Here is a 14415-nt window from a genome sequence, read left to right on the forward strand (position 1 = left end):
GAAGGGCCGCACTTGCCGTTCGTCGGCGCGGGTCTTCAGCACCCGTACGTCGGTGCAGAAGCGCCCGTCCGTCAGTGCAGGGTCTTCAGCGCCGCCGCGTCATACGCGCCCAGCTCGTCGAAGCGGCCCTGAAGGACCTTCTTCGCCCACTCCGGGTCCTGGAGCAGCGCCCGACCCACCGCCACCAGGTCGAACTCCTCCGACTCCAGTCGGTCCAGGAGGTTGTCGAGGGTCTTGACCGGGGCGCCCTCGCCCTGGAACGCGCGGAGGAAGTCGCCGTCCAGGCCCACCGAACCCACCGTGATCGTCGGCTTGCCGGTGAGCTTCTTCGTCCAGCCCGCGAGGTTGAGGTCGGAACCCTCGAACTCGGGCAGCCAGTAGCGCCGCGTGGAGGCGTGGAAGGCGTCCACGCCCGCCGCCGCGAGCGGGGTGAGGATCGCCTCCAGCTCCTCGGGGGTTTCTGCGAGCCGGGCGGTGTAGTCCTGCTGCTTCCACTGCGAGTAGCGGAAGAGCACGGGGAAGTCGGGGGACACCCGCTCGCGGACCGCCGCGACGATCTCGGCCGCGAACTTGGTGCGGGCCACCGGGTCGCCGCCGTACGCGTCCGTGCGGCGGTTGGTGCCCGCCCACAGGAACTGGTCGACGAGGTAGCCGTGGGCGCCGTGGATCTCCACGCCGTCGAAGCCGATGCGCTCGGCGTCCGCGGCGGCCTGGGCGAACGCGTCGATGACGTCGTCCAGGTCCTGCTGGGTCATCGCCTTGCCGGTCGGCTCTGCGCCCGCGGTGACGAGGCCGGAGGGGCCGACGGCGGGGGCGTCCGGGAAGGGGTTCTGCCCCTGCTCACGGACCATGCCGATGTGCCACAGCTGGGGCACGATGGTGCCGCCCGCCGCGTGCACGTCCTCGGCGACCTTCGCCCATCCCGCAAGCTGCTCCTCACCGTGGAACCGGGGCACGCGCGAGCTGTTGCCGGCCGACTCGTGGCCGACGTAGGTGCCCTCGGTGACGATCAGCCCGACGCCGGCCGCGGCGCGGCGCGCGTAGTAGGAGCGCACGTCCTCACCGGGGACACCGCCCGGGGAGAACATGCGGGTCATCGGCGCCATCACGATCCGGTTCGGGATGGTGAGGCCACCCAGCGCGATCGGACGGGACAGGATCTGGGCCGCGCGGGAGGCGGGCGTGGTGACGGTCACGTGAGGGGCTCCTCGGGATCGCTGTGTTAACCGACTGGTATGTGCGCGCGCATTGTTGCAGCTTCTGAAGCAACTGCCTATGCGCTGCCCCACATTCCCGGCCGGGCGGGACGCCCGCGTGATCCCGGACACGCCCGAGGGCGGCACCCCCTGCCACAGACAGGGAGTGCCGCCCTCGTACGGAAGGACTGGTACCGATCCTCGGAAGGATCAGAAGTCCATGTCACCGCCCGGCATGCCGCCACCGGCGGGCGCGGCGGCCTTCTCCGGCTTGTCGGCGATGACGGCCTCGGTGGTGAGGAACAGCGCGGCGATGGAGGCGGCGTTCTGCAGCGCGGAACGGGTCACCTTCGCCGGGTCGATGATGCCTTCGGCGATCATGTCCACGTACTCACCGGTCGCGGCGTTCAGGCCGTGGCCCGGGGTGAGGTTGCGGACCTTCTCCACCACGACGCCGCCCTCGAGGCCGGCGTTGACGGCGATCTGGGTCAGCGGGGCGGTCAGGGCCTTGCGGACGATCTCGGCGCCGACGGCCTCGTCACCGTCGAGGTCCAGCTTCTCGAAGGAGTTCTGCGCCGCCTGGACCAGGGCCACGCCACCACCGGCGACGATGCCCTCCTCGACGGCCGCCTTCGCGTTGCGGACGGCGTCCTCGATGCGGTGCTTGCGCTCCTTGAGCTCCACCTCGGTGGCGGCACCGGCCTTGATGACGGCCACGCCGCCGGCCAGCTTCGCCAGGCGCTCCTGCAGCTTCTCGCGGTCGTAGTCGGAGTCGCTGTTCTCGATCTCGGCGCGGATCTGGTTGACGCGGCCGGAGACCTGGTCGGCCGAGCCGGCACCGTCGACGATGGTGGTCTCGTCCTTGGTGATGACGACCTTGCGGGCGCGGCCCAGGAGGTCCAGGGTCGCGTTGTCCAGCTTGAGGCCGACCTCCTCGGAGATGACCTCGCCGCCCGTGAGGATGGCGATGTCGCCGAGCATGGCCTTGCGGCGGTCACCGAAGCCCGGGGCCTTGACGGCGACGGACTTGAAGGTGCCGCGGATCTTGTTGACGACCAGGGTCGACAGAGCCTCGCCCTCGACGTCCTCGGCGATGATCAGCAGCGGCTTGCCCGACTGCATGACCTTCTCCAGCAGCGGGAGCAGGTCCTTGACCGAGGAGATCTTGGAGTTGGCGATCAGGATGTACGGGTCGTCGAGGACGGCCTCCATACGCTCCATGTCGGTGGCGAAGTACGCCGAGATGTAGCCCTTGTCGAAGCGCATGCCCTCGGTGAGCTCCAGCTCCAGACCGAAGGTCTGCGACTCCTCGACGGTGATGACGCCTTCCTTGCCGACCTTGTCCATGGCCTCGGCGATCAGCTCGCCGATCTGGGTGTCGGCGGCGGAGATGGAGGCCGTGGAGGCGATCTGCTCCTTGGTCTCGACGTCCTTGGCCTGCTCGAGCAGGGCGGCGGAGACGGCCTCGACGGCCTTCTCGATGCCGCGCTTCAGGCCCATCGGGTTGGCACCGGCGGCCACGTTGCGCAGGCCCTCGCGGACCAGCGCCTGGGCCAGCACGGTCGCGGTGGTCGTACCGTCACCGGCGACGTCGTCCGTCTTCTTGGCGACTTCCTTGACCAGCTCGGCGCCGATCTTCTCGTACGGGTCCTCGAGCTCGATCTCCTTGGCGATGGAGACACCGTCGTTGGTGATCGTGGGGGCGCCCCACTTCTTCTCGAGGACGACGTTGCGGCCCTTGGGGCCGAGGGTCACCTTGACGGCGTCCGCGAGCTGGTTCATGCCGCGCTCGAGGCCGCGCCGCGCCTCCTCGTCGAACGCGATGATCTTGGCCATGTGAAGTGGTCCTCCCAGGACTGGGGGTGATTACTTCGGACCGCGCCCGCGCCCGCGACGGACGGCCCCGACCGGAGGTTCCTTGCCCCACCCGGTCCGCGGCCTCACCGACCCGGTCCTTCTGTTGTCACTCTCACCTTCAGAGTGCTAACGCCAATGATTAGCACTCGCCCCTGCCGAGTGCAAGCGGCTCTCGGGGACCGGAGGGTGAACTCGGGAGCATGATCCGCAGGTGGACGCTGCTGCGCGCCCCCTGGAGGAGCCGGTGGCCGGACACGACCGAGGGGCCCGTACCCCGGACGGGATACGAGCCCCTCGACACGTCGAACAGTTCAGTCGTCGGCGCGTTGTATCAGGCGGTCACGCGGACCATGTCCGCCTGCGGGCCCTTCTGACCCTGCGAGATCTCGAACTCGACCCGCTGGCCCTCTTCAAGGGTGCGGTAGCCGTCCATCTGGATCGCGCTGTAGTGGACGAAGACGTCCGCACCACCGTCGACCGCGATGAAGCCGTACCCCTTCTCCGCGTTGAACCACTTGACGGTGCCCTGAGCCATGCCTAACTCCCCTATTACTGGCCCTTGCACAGATCCACACTTCGCGGATCCGGGTCAGACCTCACCCCCCAACGGTTGGGGGCGTGCGCCGGAACGCGTCGACCGCGGCTGAATGTATCTGTCCAACTGCCGTCTGCAACAGGTCAATCGGACGAGAATTCGGGGTCCGACCGGTCGGGAATGTACGGAGAATTCGCCTGAATTCAGGGCAAGTCGGGCCGGGCAAAGGGAATGAATGGCGCAAAAGCCCTGCACACTTTGGCTACTTCTTGTCGGGCGCGCGGCAGCTGATCGCGGACCCGGAAGGGGAGTCCGGGAGCGCGTTCCCCAACTGTACCCCGCTCAACCATGCAGAATTGCCCCCTCCGTTTCTCTCACGGAGAGGGCAATTCGATGAACTCTCGGTTACCTGCGTTACCGAGGGTAAGGATCGCGCGTCCGAACGACCGTCAGCCGCCCGCGACCGCCGGGATGATGGAGACGCCCGCGCCGTCCGGGGTGGCGGTCTCAAGGCCCTGCTCGAAGCGGACGTCGTCGTCGTTCACGTACACGTTGACGAAACGGCGCAGCTTGCCCTGGTCGTCCAGGACGCGGGCGGCGATGCCGGTGTGGTTCTTCTCCAGGTCGGCGATGACCTCGGCGAGGGTCGCGCCCTCGGCGGCGACCTCGGCTCGGCCGCCCGTGTAGGTGCGCAGGATGGTGGGGATGCGGACGGTGACGCTCATCGGGGGATGACCTCCGGTCGGGGTACGGCTGGTGGGTTGTGGCGGGCGGAGGTCAGACGAGACCGGCCTCGCGGAAGGACTCGAGGGTGGGACGGATCGTCGCGGTCAGCCCCGTGTCGGCCACCGCGTCCAGCGTCTTCAGACCGTCCCCGGTGTTGAGGACGACCGTCGTCCTCGCCGGGTCGAGGACGCCGTTCTCGATCAGCTTGCGCGTGACGCCGACGGTCACGCCGCCCGCCGTCTCGGCGAAGATGCCCTCGGTGCGCGCCAGCAGCTTGATGGCCTCGACGATCTGCTCGTCCGTCACGTCCTCCACGGAGCCACCCGTGCGGCGGGCGATGTCCAGGACGTACGGGCCGTCGGCCGGGTTGCCGATGGCCAGCGACTTGGCGATCGTGTTCGGCTTCTGCGGCCGTACGACGTCGTGGCCCGCCTTGTACGCCGTCGACACCGGCGAGCAGCCCTCGGCCTGCGCGCCGAAGATCTTGTACGGCTTGTCCTCGACGAGCCCGAGCTTGATCAGCTCCTGCAGACCCTTGTCGATCTTCGTCAGCTGCGAACCGGAGGCGATCGGCACCACGATCTGGTCCGGCAGCTCCCAGCCGAGCTGCTCGGCGATCTCGTACGCCAGGGTCTTGGAGCCCTCCGCGTAGTACGGCCGCAGGTTGACGTTGACGAAGCCCCAGCCCTCGCCCGCCGGGTCGCCGATCAGCTCGGAGCAGAAGCGGTTCACGTCGTCGTAGTTGCCCTCGATGCCGACGAGCTCGCCGCCGTAGATCGCGGCCATGACGACCTTGCCCTGCTCCAGGTCGTGCGGGATGAACACGCAGGAGCGGAAGCCGGCGCGGGCCGCCGCGGCGCCGACCGCGCCCGCGAGGTTGCCGGTGGAGGAGCAGGACAGGGTGGTGAAGCCGAAGACGCGCGCCGCCTCCAGGGCCTGGGCGACCACGCGGTCCTTGAAGGAGTGCGTCGGGTTACCGGAGTCGTCCTTCACATACAACCCGCCGGTGACTCCCAGCTCGCGCGCCAGGTTGTCGGCCTTGACGAGCTTGGTCCAGCCCGGGTTGAGGTTCGGCTTGTCGGCGACGTCCGCCGGGACCGGCAGCAGCGGCGCATAGCGCCAGATGTTCGCGGGGCCCGCCTCGATACGCTTCCGCAGCTCCTCGGTGTCGTAGCCCGAGAAGTCGTAGGCGACCTCCAGCGGGCCGAAACACTCCTCGCAGGCGAAGACCGGGCCGAGCGGCACCCGGTGGCCGCACTCGCGGCAGGACAGGGCCGCGGCGGGGCCGAGGTTCACGGAGTCGGTGGTGCTTGCAACTGTCTGCACAGCCATGTCAGGCGAGGCCCTTTCTCCTCATCTTCCCCACGACGCACCTCGCCGTGAGACGGAATTGGCACCTTCCCTAGCCGGGAGCCCCGCCTGCGAAGACGAGAGCCGACTGGAGGGTTGCCGGGGCTTCACCGGGCCGTGTCCCTCTGCCCCTCTGGATGAGCTGTATGTGGTTGTTTCGCCGGGGCGGGCGGGGGTGGACCCCGACATGCGATGGTCACCGGCGTTGTTCAAGACTGTAACCGACGGCCGGGAGAGTTGAGATAGTCGTCCGAACCGCGAGATGGATCACAAGAGAGACAGTTCGACCGTCACCGACTCACCCCCCACCCCGTACGAACGTGAGGAGCCGCAGACTGTGCTGGAAGAAGTCGAGCGCTGGCTGAGCACCCGCTCCTGGTCCGTCACCGATCGCCCGCTCCACCAGATCATGGCCGCCAAACGAGCCTCGGGCTCCTCGGTCAGCGTCGTGCTGCCCGCGCTCAACGAGGAGGAGACGGTCGGCGAGATCGTCTCCGTCATCCGCCACGACCTCGTGCGGCAGGTTCCGCTGGTCGACGAGATCGTCGTCGTCGACTCCGGTTCCACCGACCGCACGTCCCAGGTCGCCGCCGCGGCCGGCGCGAGGGTGGTGCACCGCGACACGATCCTGCCGCGCATACCGGCCGTGCCCGGCAAGGGCGAGGTGCTGTGGCGCTCCCTGCTCGTCACCGGCGGGGACATCGTCTGCTTCGTGGACGCGGACCTGAAGGAGTTCTCGTCGGACTTCGTGACCGGGATCGTGGGCCCGCTGCTCACCGACCCGGACGTGGACCTGGTGAAGGCGATGTACGACCGGCCGCTCGGCACCGAGTCGGATTCGCCCGCCTCCGGCAGGACCGCGGGACAGGGCGGCCGCGTCACGGAACTGATGGCGCGCCCCCTGCTGAACATGCACTGGCCGCAGCTCGCCGGATTCGTCCAGCCGCTCGGCGGCGAGTACGCGGCCCGCCGCTCCCTGCTGGAACGGCTCCCCTTCCCGGTCGGGTACGGCGTCGAGCTGGGCATGCTGGTGGACGCGCTGCACCTGGTGGGCCTGGACGCACTGGCCCAGGTCGACGTCGGTGTGCGCAAGCACCGCCACCAGGACGGCCAGGCGCTCGGCCGCATGGCCGCCGCGATCTACCGCACGGCCCAGCTCCGCCTGGCCCGGGGCCATCTGGTCCGCCCGGTCCTCACGCAGTTCGAACGGGTCGAGGGCCGCTTCCAGCCCCGCACGTACTCGGTGGACGTGGAGGAGAGGCCGCCGATGGCGGAGATCGCGGAGTACATGGAACGAAAGGTGGCCTGAATCATGCTCTGCCGGGCGTCCGGACGTGACGGACACGGTTCCGCATACGGCCGAACCGTACGTTTGAGCGTTTTCGGCTCGGGCTAGGTTTCGTGGCATGGCTTCCACGCAGCATGCGCACGGCGCCCGCATCCTCGTCGCATCCAACCGCGGCCCCGTCTCGTACGCGCTGGACGACTCCGGGCGGCTCACCGCCAAACGCGGCGGGGGCGGCCTGGTGTCCGGCCTGTCGGCGATCGGCCCCGACGCGGGCGCGGTCTGGGTGTGCGCAGCCCTGAACGACGGCGACCGCGAGGCGGTACGCCGCACGGGTGGCGCACTTGATCCGGCCGACACCGGCGGGCGGCGGGTCCGGATGCTCGACATCGACCCGACGGTGTTCTCCGAGGCGTACAACGGCATCGCGAACTCGGTGCTGTGGTTCGTCCACCACATGCTGTACCAGACTCCGCTGGAGCCGGTCTTCGGCAGGGAGTTCCGGCACGCGTGGTCGTCGTACGAGGCCTACAACCGCGCGTTCGCCGAGGCGCTGGCCGAGGAGGCGGCCGAGGGGGCGGCGGTCGTGGTGCAGGACTACCACCTGACGCTGGTCCCGGGGATGCTGCGGCAGTTGCGGCCGGACCTGCGGATCGGTCACTTCTCGCACACGCCGTGGGCGCCGGTGGACTACTTCCGGATGCTGCCCGACGACATCGCGGAGCAGGTGCTGCGCGGCATGCTGGGCGCCGACCGGCTCGGCTTCCTCACCCAGAGGTGGGCGGACGCCTTCGCCGGCTGCTGCGAGGCGCTCGTCGGCGGGCTGGGGGACACCAGGATCGGGGTGCACGGCCTGGGCGCGGACGCGGACTTCCTGCGCGAGCGGGCGCACCGGCCGGATGTGGACGAACGGATGGCGATCCTGCGGCAGCAGATCGGCACCGGGCCCGACGGCCGCCCCCGCAAGGTGATCGTGCGGGTGGACCGGACGGAGCTGTCGAAGAACATCGTGCGGGGCCTGCTGGCGTACGAGGAGCTGCTGGAGTCCCGTCCGGAGTGGCGCGAACGGGTGGTCCACGTGGCGTTCGCGTACCCGTCCCGCCAGGACCTGACCGTCTACCGGGAGTACACGGCGGAGGTCCAGCGGGTGGCCGCGGAGATCAACGAAAGGTACGGGACGCCGGGCTGGACCCCGGTCGAGATGCACGTCAAGGACGACTTCGCGCGCTCTCTCGCCGCGTACCGGCTCGCCGACGTGGCCCTGGTGAACCCCATCCGGGACGGCATGAACCTAGTCGCCAAGGAGGTTCCGGTGCTGTCGGACCAGGGGTGTGCGCTGGTGCTGTCGCGGGAGGCCGGGGCGTACGAGGAGCTGGGCGACGACGCGGTGACGGTCAATCCGTACGACATCCGGGGCACGGCGGAGGCATTGCACGAGGCGTTGTCGATGCCGGCGGGTGAGCGGACGGAGCGCTCGAAGCGGCTTGCTGCGCAGGCTACGGCGCTTCCGCCGGCACGGTGGTTCTTGGATCAGTTGGCTGCGCTGGAGGTTTGAGGGCGGTTTTCCGGGTGCGGGCCGCCTCTGGCTGCTCGCTCCCCCGAGTTCTCAGCTTCGCTCGAACGGGGGGGGACCCCCATCGCGGCGGAGCCGCACATCGACACAGCCCCGCGCCCCTGAAGGGGCGCGCCTCACGCCAGCCTCTCTGCCAATGACCTCAGTAGCTGTACGACCCCCTGCGGGCCGTCGACCACCAGGTCCGCCCTCTTCGCGAGTTCCGTGACCTCGTCGCTGCCGCTGCAGACCAGGAGGCCGGGGACGCCGTCGGAGCGGAGTTTGTCGACGGCGGCGAAGGCGGGGAGGTCGCCGAGGTCGTCGCCGGCGTACATGACCGATTCGGCGCCGGTCTCACGGACGTACTCCGCCAGGGCCACCCCCTTGTCCATGCCCGGCGGGCGCAGTTCCAGGACCATGCGGCCGGGTTCGACGATCAGGCCGTGGCGGGCGGCGAGCTCGGCGAGGGGGCCGCGCAGGGCTTCGAAGGCGGCCTGCGGGTCCTCCGCGCGGCGGGTGTGGACGGCGACGGCGCGGCCCTTCTCCTCGATCCAGGTGCCGCGCCAGGCGCCGATCTCGTCGAGGTGACCGGGGAGTTCGGCGCGGACGGCGGCGACTCCGGGGTGGGGGCCGGGGCGGTGACGGTGCCGGTGCGGGCGTCCCAGCGTTCGGCGCCGTAGTGGCCGAGGACGACGAGGTGGTCGAGCCCGGGGACGCCCGCGAAGCCGCCGTGGCGGACGGCGACGCCGGCGGGGCGGCCGGTGACGACGGCGACGGAGGCGACCTTCGGGGCGATGGCCGCGAGGGCGGGGACCGCGTCGGGGTGGGCGCGGGCCTGGTCGGGGTCGGGGACGATCGGGGCGAGCGTCCCGTCGAAGTCGAAGGCGAGGACGGCCCGCTCGGGCCGGGCGAGGATGGCGTCGAGACCGTCACGCCCGGCCGGGGTGGCGGGCGTCGGCAAGGAGTCCGTGTGGCTGCCCATGGGTCCGACCCTATCGGCGTGCGGCCGGGCGCACCCACGGGGTCACGGGGGCGCGCCCGGCGCGTTTTGCGGTCACGCGCTCAGCGTTCCGCGCGGCGTGCCTCGCGGATGCGGCGGAGGCGGTTGACGGTGACCGGGGCGTGGGCCAGGGCCCTGGGGTCGTCGAGGAGGGCGTTGAGCAGCTGGTAGTAGCGGACGGGGGCGAGACCGAGCTGCTCCCGTATGGCCCGCTCCTTGGCCCCCGGCCCGGGGAAACCGCGGCCCTCCAGGGCCAGGATGGCCTTCTCTCTGGGGTTCAGGTCGTCCATGGGGGAACGGTAACCGGAGGGTCCGACACGCTCCCCCGCGTCTCCGCCGTCAGCGGGCCGCGCTGTCCGCTGTCACGGCCGCCCGCTGCAGCTGGGCCAGGATCGCCGCCGGGCTGCCGTCCGGGCCGACCGCCTTGCCTATCCGGTTCTTGATGTCCGCGCTGACCGTCGCCCACGAGGTCTTGCCCACGGGGTACAACTCAGCGCTCGGCAGCTCCTGGAGGAACGGCTCGAGGTCCTGGTCCTGGGGCGAGCGCGCCATGGCCTCCTGCGCGGAGCTCGTCACCGGCAGCAGGTCGTACTCGCGGGAGAAGGACAGCACGTTCTTCTCGCTGTACACGTAGTCGAGGAACTCACGGATCTGGTCCTTGTGGCCGCCCTGCTGGAAGGCCGTCATCCAGTCCGCCACGCCCATGGTCGACTTCGCCCGGCCGTTGATCCCGGGCATCGGCACCATGCCGAACTTCACGCCCTTCTCGCGCGCCATCTTCATCAGGGACGGGTGGCCGTTCAGCATGCCCACCTCGCCGCGCGTGAACGCGGCGAAGGCGTCGGCGCGGTTCAGCTTCCCCGGTGCCACCGGACCCGTCAGCCCCTTGCCCACCAGGTTGTCCTTCAGCCAGGTGAAGGTGGCCACGTTCTGCGCGGAGTCGAGGTCGTAGCCGCCGAAGCCGTTCAGGTAGCCGGCGCCCCCGCTGAGCAGCCACTGCATCGTCTCCGCCTGCGCCTCCTCGGGGCCGAGCGGCAGCGCGTACGGGTACGTCACCCCCTTGGCCTTGAGGAGCTGCGCGTCCGTCGCCAGGTCGCTCCAGCTCTGCGGCGGGGTGGTGATGCCGGCCTCGGAGAACAGCGTCTTGTTGTAGAAGAGGATCCGCGTGGAGGCGGCGAACGGCATCCCGTACTGGGTACGGTTCACCTTGCCGGCGTCACTCAGCTCCGAGGCGAAGTCCGCCTGGACGGGGATCGAGAGGACGTCGTCGGCCGGGTACAGCTTGCCCGCCGCCGCGTAGTCCGCGTAGGCCCCGATCTGCGCCATGTCCGGGGCGTCGCCCCTGGCGACCATCTCCTTGACCTTGCGGTCCACGTCGTTCCAGGAGTAGACGCTGACCTCGACCTTGATTCCGGAGTGCGCCGCCTCGAAGTCCTCGACCAGCTGGTCCCAGTACTTCTTGGAGCTGTTCGCCGACGAGTCCCCGTAGTCCGCGGCCACCAGCCGCAGGGTGACGCCCCCCGAACCCACCGCACCCGCGCAGCTCGCCAGGGCTCCGGTCATGCCGAGGGCGGACACCGCCGCGATCAGACCCCTGCCCCATGTCGTCCTGCGCGTCCCGCGTCGCTGCACTTGCTCTAGCCCTGCCGTCTCGTCATTCGGAATATCCAAAGGATAAGGTCTACACCACCTGAGTGGACTAGACCTCTCCCGGGTCCACGGGCGACACTGTTCCCGTGAGACATGTCATCGCCCTGGATGTGGGCGGCACCGGGATGAAGGCCGCGCTGGTCGGGGCCGGGGGTGAGCTGCTGCACCAGACGCGCCGGGCCACCGGACGTGAGCGCGGGCCGGACGCCGTGGTGGAGTCGGTGCTCGCCTTCGCCGCCGAGCTGCGCGCGCACGGCGAGCGCCACTTCGGCGAACCCGCGGCCGCCGCGGGCGTCGCCGTCCCCGGGATCGTGGACGCCGAGCGCGGTGTCGCCGCGTACTCGGCCAACCTGGGCTGGCGCGATGTGCCCCTGCGGGATCTGCTCAGCCGCCGGCTCGACGGGGTGCCCGTGGCGCTCGGGCACGACGTGCGCACCGGCGGGCTCGCCGAGGGGCGCCTGGGCGCGGGCCGGGGGCGGACCGGTTCCTGTTCGTGCCGCTCGGCACCGGGATCGCGGGCGCCATCGGCATCGGCGGCCGGGTGGAGGCGGGGGCGCACGGCTTCGCGGGCGAGATCGGCCACATCGTCGTACGGCCGCAGGGGACCCCGTGTCCGTGCGGTCAGCACGGCTGTCTGGAGCGGTACGCGTCCGCGGCCGCCGTGGGCGAGGCCTGGGCCGAGGCGGCCGGTGCCCCGGAGGCGGACGCCGCCGACTGCGCGAAGGCCGTGGCGTCGGGGGACCCGCGGGCGCGGAAGGTATGGCAGGGGGCCGTGGACGCCCTCGCCGACGGCCTGGTGACCGCGCTCACCCTGCTGGACCCGCGCACCCTGATCATCGGTGGCGGGCTCGCCGAGGCCGGGGAAACGTTGTTCACACCACTGCGCGAGGCCGTGCGCCGCCGCGTGACCTTCCAGAAGCTGCCGTCGATCGTCCCCGCCACGCTGGGGGATGCGGCCGGATGCCTCGGTGCCGGGCTCATGGCCTGGGATCTCCTCGAAACCACTGACCCTGCGGAGGTAACCATCTGATGGCCACTACGAAGGTTCTCGCCGGTGCCCGGGTGGTACTGCCCAGCGGGGTCGTGGACGACGGCCGCCTGGTCGTGGAGGGCACGCGCATCGCCGGGCCCGCCCCCGAGAGCGCCGAGATCATCGACGTGAGCGGCCACTGGCTGGTCCCCGGCTTCGTGGACATCCACAACCACGGCGGCGGCGGCGCGTCCTTCTCCGGCACGGTGGACGACGTCCTGACGGCCCTGCGCACCCACCGGGAGCACGGCACCACCACGCTCGTCGCCTCCACCGTCACCGACGACATGGACATCCTCGTCCAGCAGGCGGGACTGCTGTCGGAACTGGCCGAGCAGGGGGACATCGCCGGCATCCACTTCGAGGGCCCGTTCATCTCGCCGTGCCGCAAGGGCGCGCACTCCGAGGCGCTGCTGCGCGACCCCGATCCGGCGGAGGTGCGCAAGCTGATCGACGCCGCGCGCGGCCGGGCCGCGATGGTGACGCTCGCCACCGAACTGCCCGGCGGCCTGGACTCCGTACGGCTGCTCGTCGAGCACGGGGTGATCGCGGCGATCGGGCACACGGACGCGACCTACGAGCAGACGGTCCAGGCCATCGACGCGGGCGCCACGGTCGCCACCCACCTGTTCAACGCGATGCCGCAGCTCGGCCACCGCGCCCCCGGCCCCGTCGCCGCCCTGCTGGAGGACGAGCGGGTCACGGTGGAGCTGATCGACGACGGCGTCCATCTGCACCCGGCGGCGCTGCGGCTGGCCTTCCGTCAGGCGGGCGCGACGCGGGTGGCGTTCATCACGGACGCCATGGACGCGGCCGGCATCGGGGACGGGCGGTACATGCTCGGCCCGCTCGAGGTCGAGGTACGTCAGGGTGTGGCCCGGCTGGTGGAGGGCGGCTCGATCGCGGGCTCGACCCTCACCCTGGACCGCGCGTTCCGCCGGGCGGTCACCGTGGACGGGCTGGCGGTGGAGGACGTCGTCACGGCCGTCTCGGCGGGCCCGGCGAAGCTCCTCGGCGTCTACGACCGGGTGGGCTCCCTGGAGCCCGGCAAGGACGCCGACCTGGTGCTGCTGGACGACGACTTCCGCCTCAAGGGCGTGATGCGCCGCGGCCAGTGGGTGGTCGATCCCCAACTGGGGTGATTGATCCGTTTGTTGACGTACGGCGGTCGGCCCCGGGACTGGGCCGACCGCCGACTCTTTTGGCATGATCGAGCCTCCGCAACCGCCGACGGCAGGCGCGCTGACGGATCCGGGCCCACGGACCGCGCCTGCACGACTCTCGAGGGAGGTCCCCACGTGATCCTCACGGTCACGCTGAACACCGCTCTCGACATCACCTATCGCGTACGGGAGCTGAGGCCGCACACCTCGCACCGGGTGACCGAGGTGACCGAACGGCCCGGCGGCAAAGGGCTGAACGTCGCCCGGGTACTCGCCGCGCTCGGCCACCAGGTGACCGCCACGGGCTTCGCGGGCGGCGCGACGGGTCGCTCCCTGCGGGAGCAGCTCACCCGCACGCACGGCCTCGTGGACGCGCTGGTACCGGTCGCGGGCGCCACCCGGCGCACCATCGCGGTGGTCGACCGGTCCACCGGCGACACCACCCAGCTCAACGAGCCCGGCCCGCTGATAACGCCCGCCGAGTGGTCGGCCTTCCTGGAGGCGTACGACGACCTGGTGCGCTCCGCCGCCGCGGTGGCCCTGTGCGGCAGCCTGCCGCCGGGCGTGCCCGTGGGGGCGTACGCCCACTTGGTGCGTACCGCTCGGGCGGCGGGCGTCCCGGTGCTGCTCGACACCAGTGGGGAGCCGCTGCGCCGCGGGGTCGCCGCCCGCCCTGACATCGTCAAGCCGAACGCCGACGAACTGGCCGAACTGACCGGCTCCCACGAGCCTTTGCAGGCCACCCGGGACGCCCGTCGACGCGGGGCGCACACGGTGGTCGCCTCACTGGGCGCGGAAGGCCTGCTCGCCGTCAACACGGAAGGCCGCTGGCGGGCGGCCCCGCCGCGCCGCCTGACGGGCAACCCGACGGGCGCGGGGGACTCGGCGGTCGCGGGCCTGCTGTCCGGCCTGGTGGAACACCTGCCGTGGCCGGCCCGCCTGGCCCGGGCGGTGGCCCTGTCGGCGGCGACGGTACTCGCCCCGGCAGCGGGCGAGTTCGACCGGCGCACCTACGAGGAGCTGTTGGACCAGGTGGCGGTGACGGGCGAGGTCACGGCGGCGTAGCCGCAC

General features: G+C 71.0%; 11 protein-coding genes, 2 pseudogenes and 1 riboswitch. Of the genes and pseudogenes, 5 read left to right on the forward strand and 8 right to left on the reverse strand.

Going from position 1 to position 14415, the window contains the following annotated elements; genetic code table 11:
* Positions 1-71 precede the first annotated feature (71 nt).
* The 5 genes from N8I84_RS18845 to thrC all read right to left on the reverse strand — a co-directional run bounded on the left by N8I84_RS18845 (position 72) and on the right by thrC (position 5646).
* The gene (locus N8I84_RS18845) at positions 72-1196 is read right to left on the reverse strand and encodes an NADH:flavin oxidoreductase (protein WP_263230632.1); all 1125 of its coding nucleotides are present in this window, start codon (positions 1194-1196) and stop codon (positions 72-74) included.
* Between the two features lie 210 nt (positions 1197-1406).
* The gene (gene groL / locus N8I84_RS18850) at positions 1407-3032 is read right to left on the reverse strand and encodes a chaperonin GroEL (protein WP_263230633.1); all 1626 of its coding nucleotides are present in this window, start codon (positions 3030-3032) and stop codon (positions 1407-1409) included.
* A 352-nt stretch (positions 3033-3384) separates the two neighbouring features.
* Positions 3385-3588, reverse strand: a complete 204-nt coding sequence (locus tag N8I84_RS18855; protein ID WP_004986573.1) for a cold-shock protein — start codon at positions 3586-3588, stop codon at positions 3385-3387.
* A gap of 449 nt (positions 3589-4037) precedes the next feature.
* Positions 4038-4313, reverse strand: a complete 276-nt coding sequence (locus N8I84_RS18860) for a MoaD/ThiS family protein (RefSeq protein ID WP_200420951.1) — start codon at positions 4311-4313, stop codon at positions 4038-4040.
* A 52-nt stretch (positions 4314-4365) separates the two neighbouring features.
* Positions 4366-5646: a threonine synthase gene (gene thrC, locus N8I84_RS18865; protein WP_263230634.1), complete on the reverse strand. Its 1281-nt coding sequence runs from the start codon at positions 5644-5646 to the stop codon at positions 4366-4368.
* Between the two features lie 18 nt (positions 5647-5664).
* Positions 5665-5808: riboswitch (SAM riboswitch) on the reverse strand.
* Between the two features lie 193 nt (positions 5809-6001).
* Between thrC and N8I84_RS18870 the strand changes: the two genes are divergently transcribed.
* Together N8I84_RS18870 and N8I84_RS18875 are read left to right on the forward strand one after the other, a co-directional pair.
* Positions 6002-6973, forward strand: coding sequence for a glucosyl-3-phosphoglycerate synthase (locus N8I84_RS18870; RefSeq protein ID WP_263234807.1), 972 nt, complete (start codon positions 6002-6004; stop codon positions 6971-6973).
* A 97-nt stretch (positions 6974-7070) separates the two neighbouring features.
* Complete coding sequence (locus tag N8I84_RS18875; protein WP_263230635.1) at positions 7071-8504, forward strand: alpha,alpha-trehalose-phosphate synthase (UDP-forming); 1434 nt, start codon at positions 7071-7073, stop codon at positions 8502-8504.
* A gap of 134 nt (positions 8505-8638) precedes the next feature.
* On the opposite strand, the pseudogene otsB reads toward N8I84_RS18875, so the two are convergent.
* The 3 genes and pseudogenes from otsB to N8I84_RS18890 form a co-directional block, all read right to left on the reverse strand.
* Positions 8639-9483, reverse strand: a pseudogene (gene otsB / locus N8I84_RS18880) (trehalose-phosphatase).
* A gap of 80 nt (positions 9484-9563) precedes the next feature.
* Positions 9564-9791 carry a DUF3263 domain-containing protein gene (locus tag N8I84_RS18885; protein WP_263230636.1) on the reverse strand — a complete coding sequence of 76 codons (228 nt, stop codon included), beginning with the start codon at positions 9789-9791 and terminating at the stop codon, positions 9564-9566.
* Positions 9792-9840: 49 nt separating this feature from the next.
* Positions 9841-11133, reverse strand: a complete 1293-nt coding sequence (locus N8I84_RS18890; protein WP_449334043.1) for an extracellular solute-binding protein — start codon at positions 11131-11133, stop codon at positions 9841-9843.
* A 104-nt stretch (positions 11134-11237) separates the two neighbouring features.
* Here N8I84_RS18890 and N8I84_RS18895 point away from each other — a divergent pair.
* The 3 genes and pseudogenes from N8I84_RS18895 (at position 11238) to N8I84_RS18905 (ending at position 14409) form a co-directional block, all read left to right on the forward strand.
* Positions 11238-12181, forward strand: a pseudogene (locus tag N8I84_RS18895) (ROK family protein).
* The gene (gene nagA, locus N8I84_RS18900; RefSeq protein WP_263230637.1) at positions 12181-13323 is read left to right on the forward strand and encodes an N-acetylglucosamine-6-phosphate deacetylase; all 1143 of its coding nucleotides are present in this window, start codon (positions 12181-12183) and stop codon (positions 13321-13323) included. The pseudogene N8I84_RS18895 and the gene nagA overlap by 1 nt, the downstream one beginning before the upstream one ends.
* Positions 13324-13479: 156 nt before the next feature.
* Positions 13480-14409, forward strand: a complete 930-nt coding sequence (locus tag N8I84_RS18905; protein ID WP_263230638.1) for a 1-phosphofructokinase family hexose kinase — start codon at positions 13480-13482, stop codon at positions 14407-14409.
* Positions 14410-14415: the final 6 nt, after the last annotated feature.

This window comes from Streptomyces cynarae, assembly GCF_025642135.1.
Classification (GTDB): domain Bacteria; phylum Actinomycetota; class Actinomycetes; order Streptomycetales; family Streptomycetaceae; genus Streptomyces; species Streptomyces cynarae.

Coding starts and splice junctions, on each gene's coding strand:
- groL (WP_263230633.1), bottom strand. CDS start 3,032: ATGGCCAAGATCATCGCGTTCGACGAGGAGGCGCGGCGCGGCCTCGAG.
- N8I84_RS18855 (WP_004986573.1), bottom strand. CDS start 3,588: ATGGCTCAGGGCACCGTCAAGTGGTTCAACGCGGAGAAGGGGTACGGC.
- N8I84_RS18860 (WP_200420951.1), bottom strand. CDS start 4,313: ATGAGCGTCACCGTCCGCATCCCCACCATCCTGCGCACCTACACGGGC.
- thrC (WP_263230634.1), bottom strand. CDS start 5,646: ATGGCTGTGCAGACAGTTGCAAGCACCACCGACTCCGTGAACCTCGGC.
- N8I84_RS18875 (WP_263230635.1), top strand. CDS start 7,071: ATGGCTTCCACGCAGCATGCGCACGGCGCCCGCATCCTCGTCGCATCC.
- N8I84_RS18885 (WP_263230636.1), bottom strand. CDS start 9,791: ATGGACGACCTGAACCCCAGAGAGAAGGCCATCCTGGCCCTGGAGGGC.
- nagA (WP_263230637.1), top strand. CDS start 12,181: ATGGCCACTACGAAGGTTCTCGCCGGTGCCCGGGTGGTACTGCCCAGC.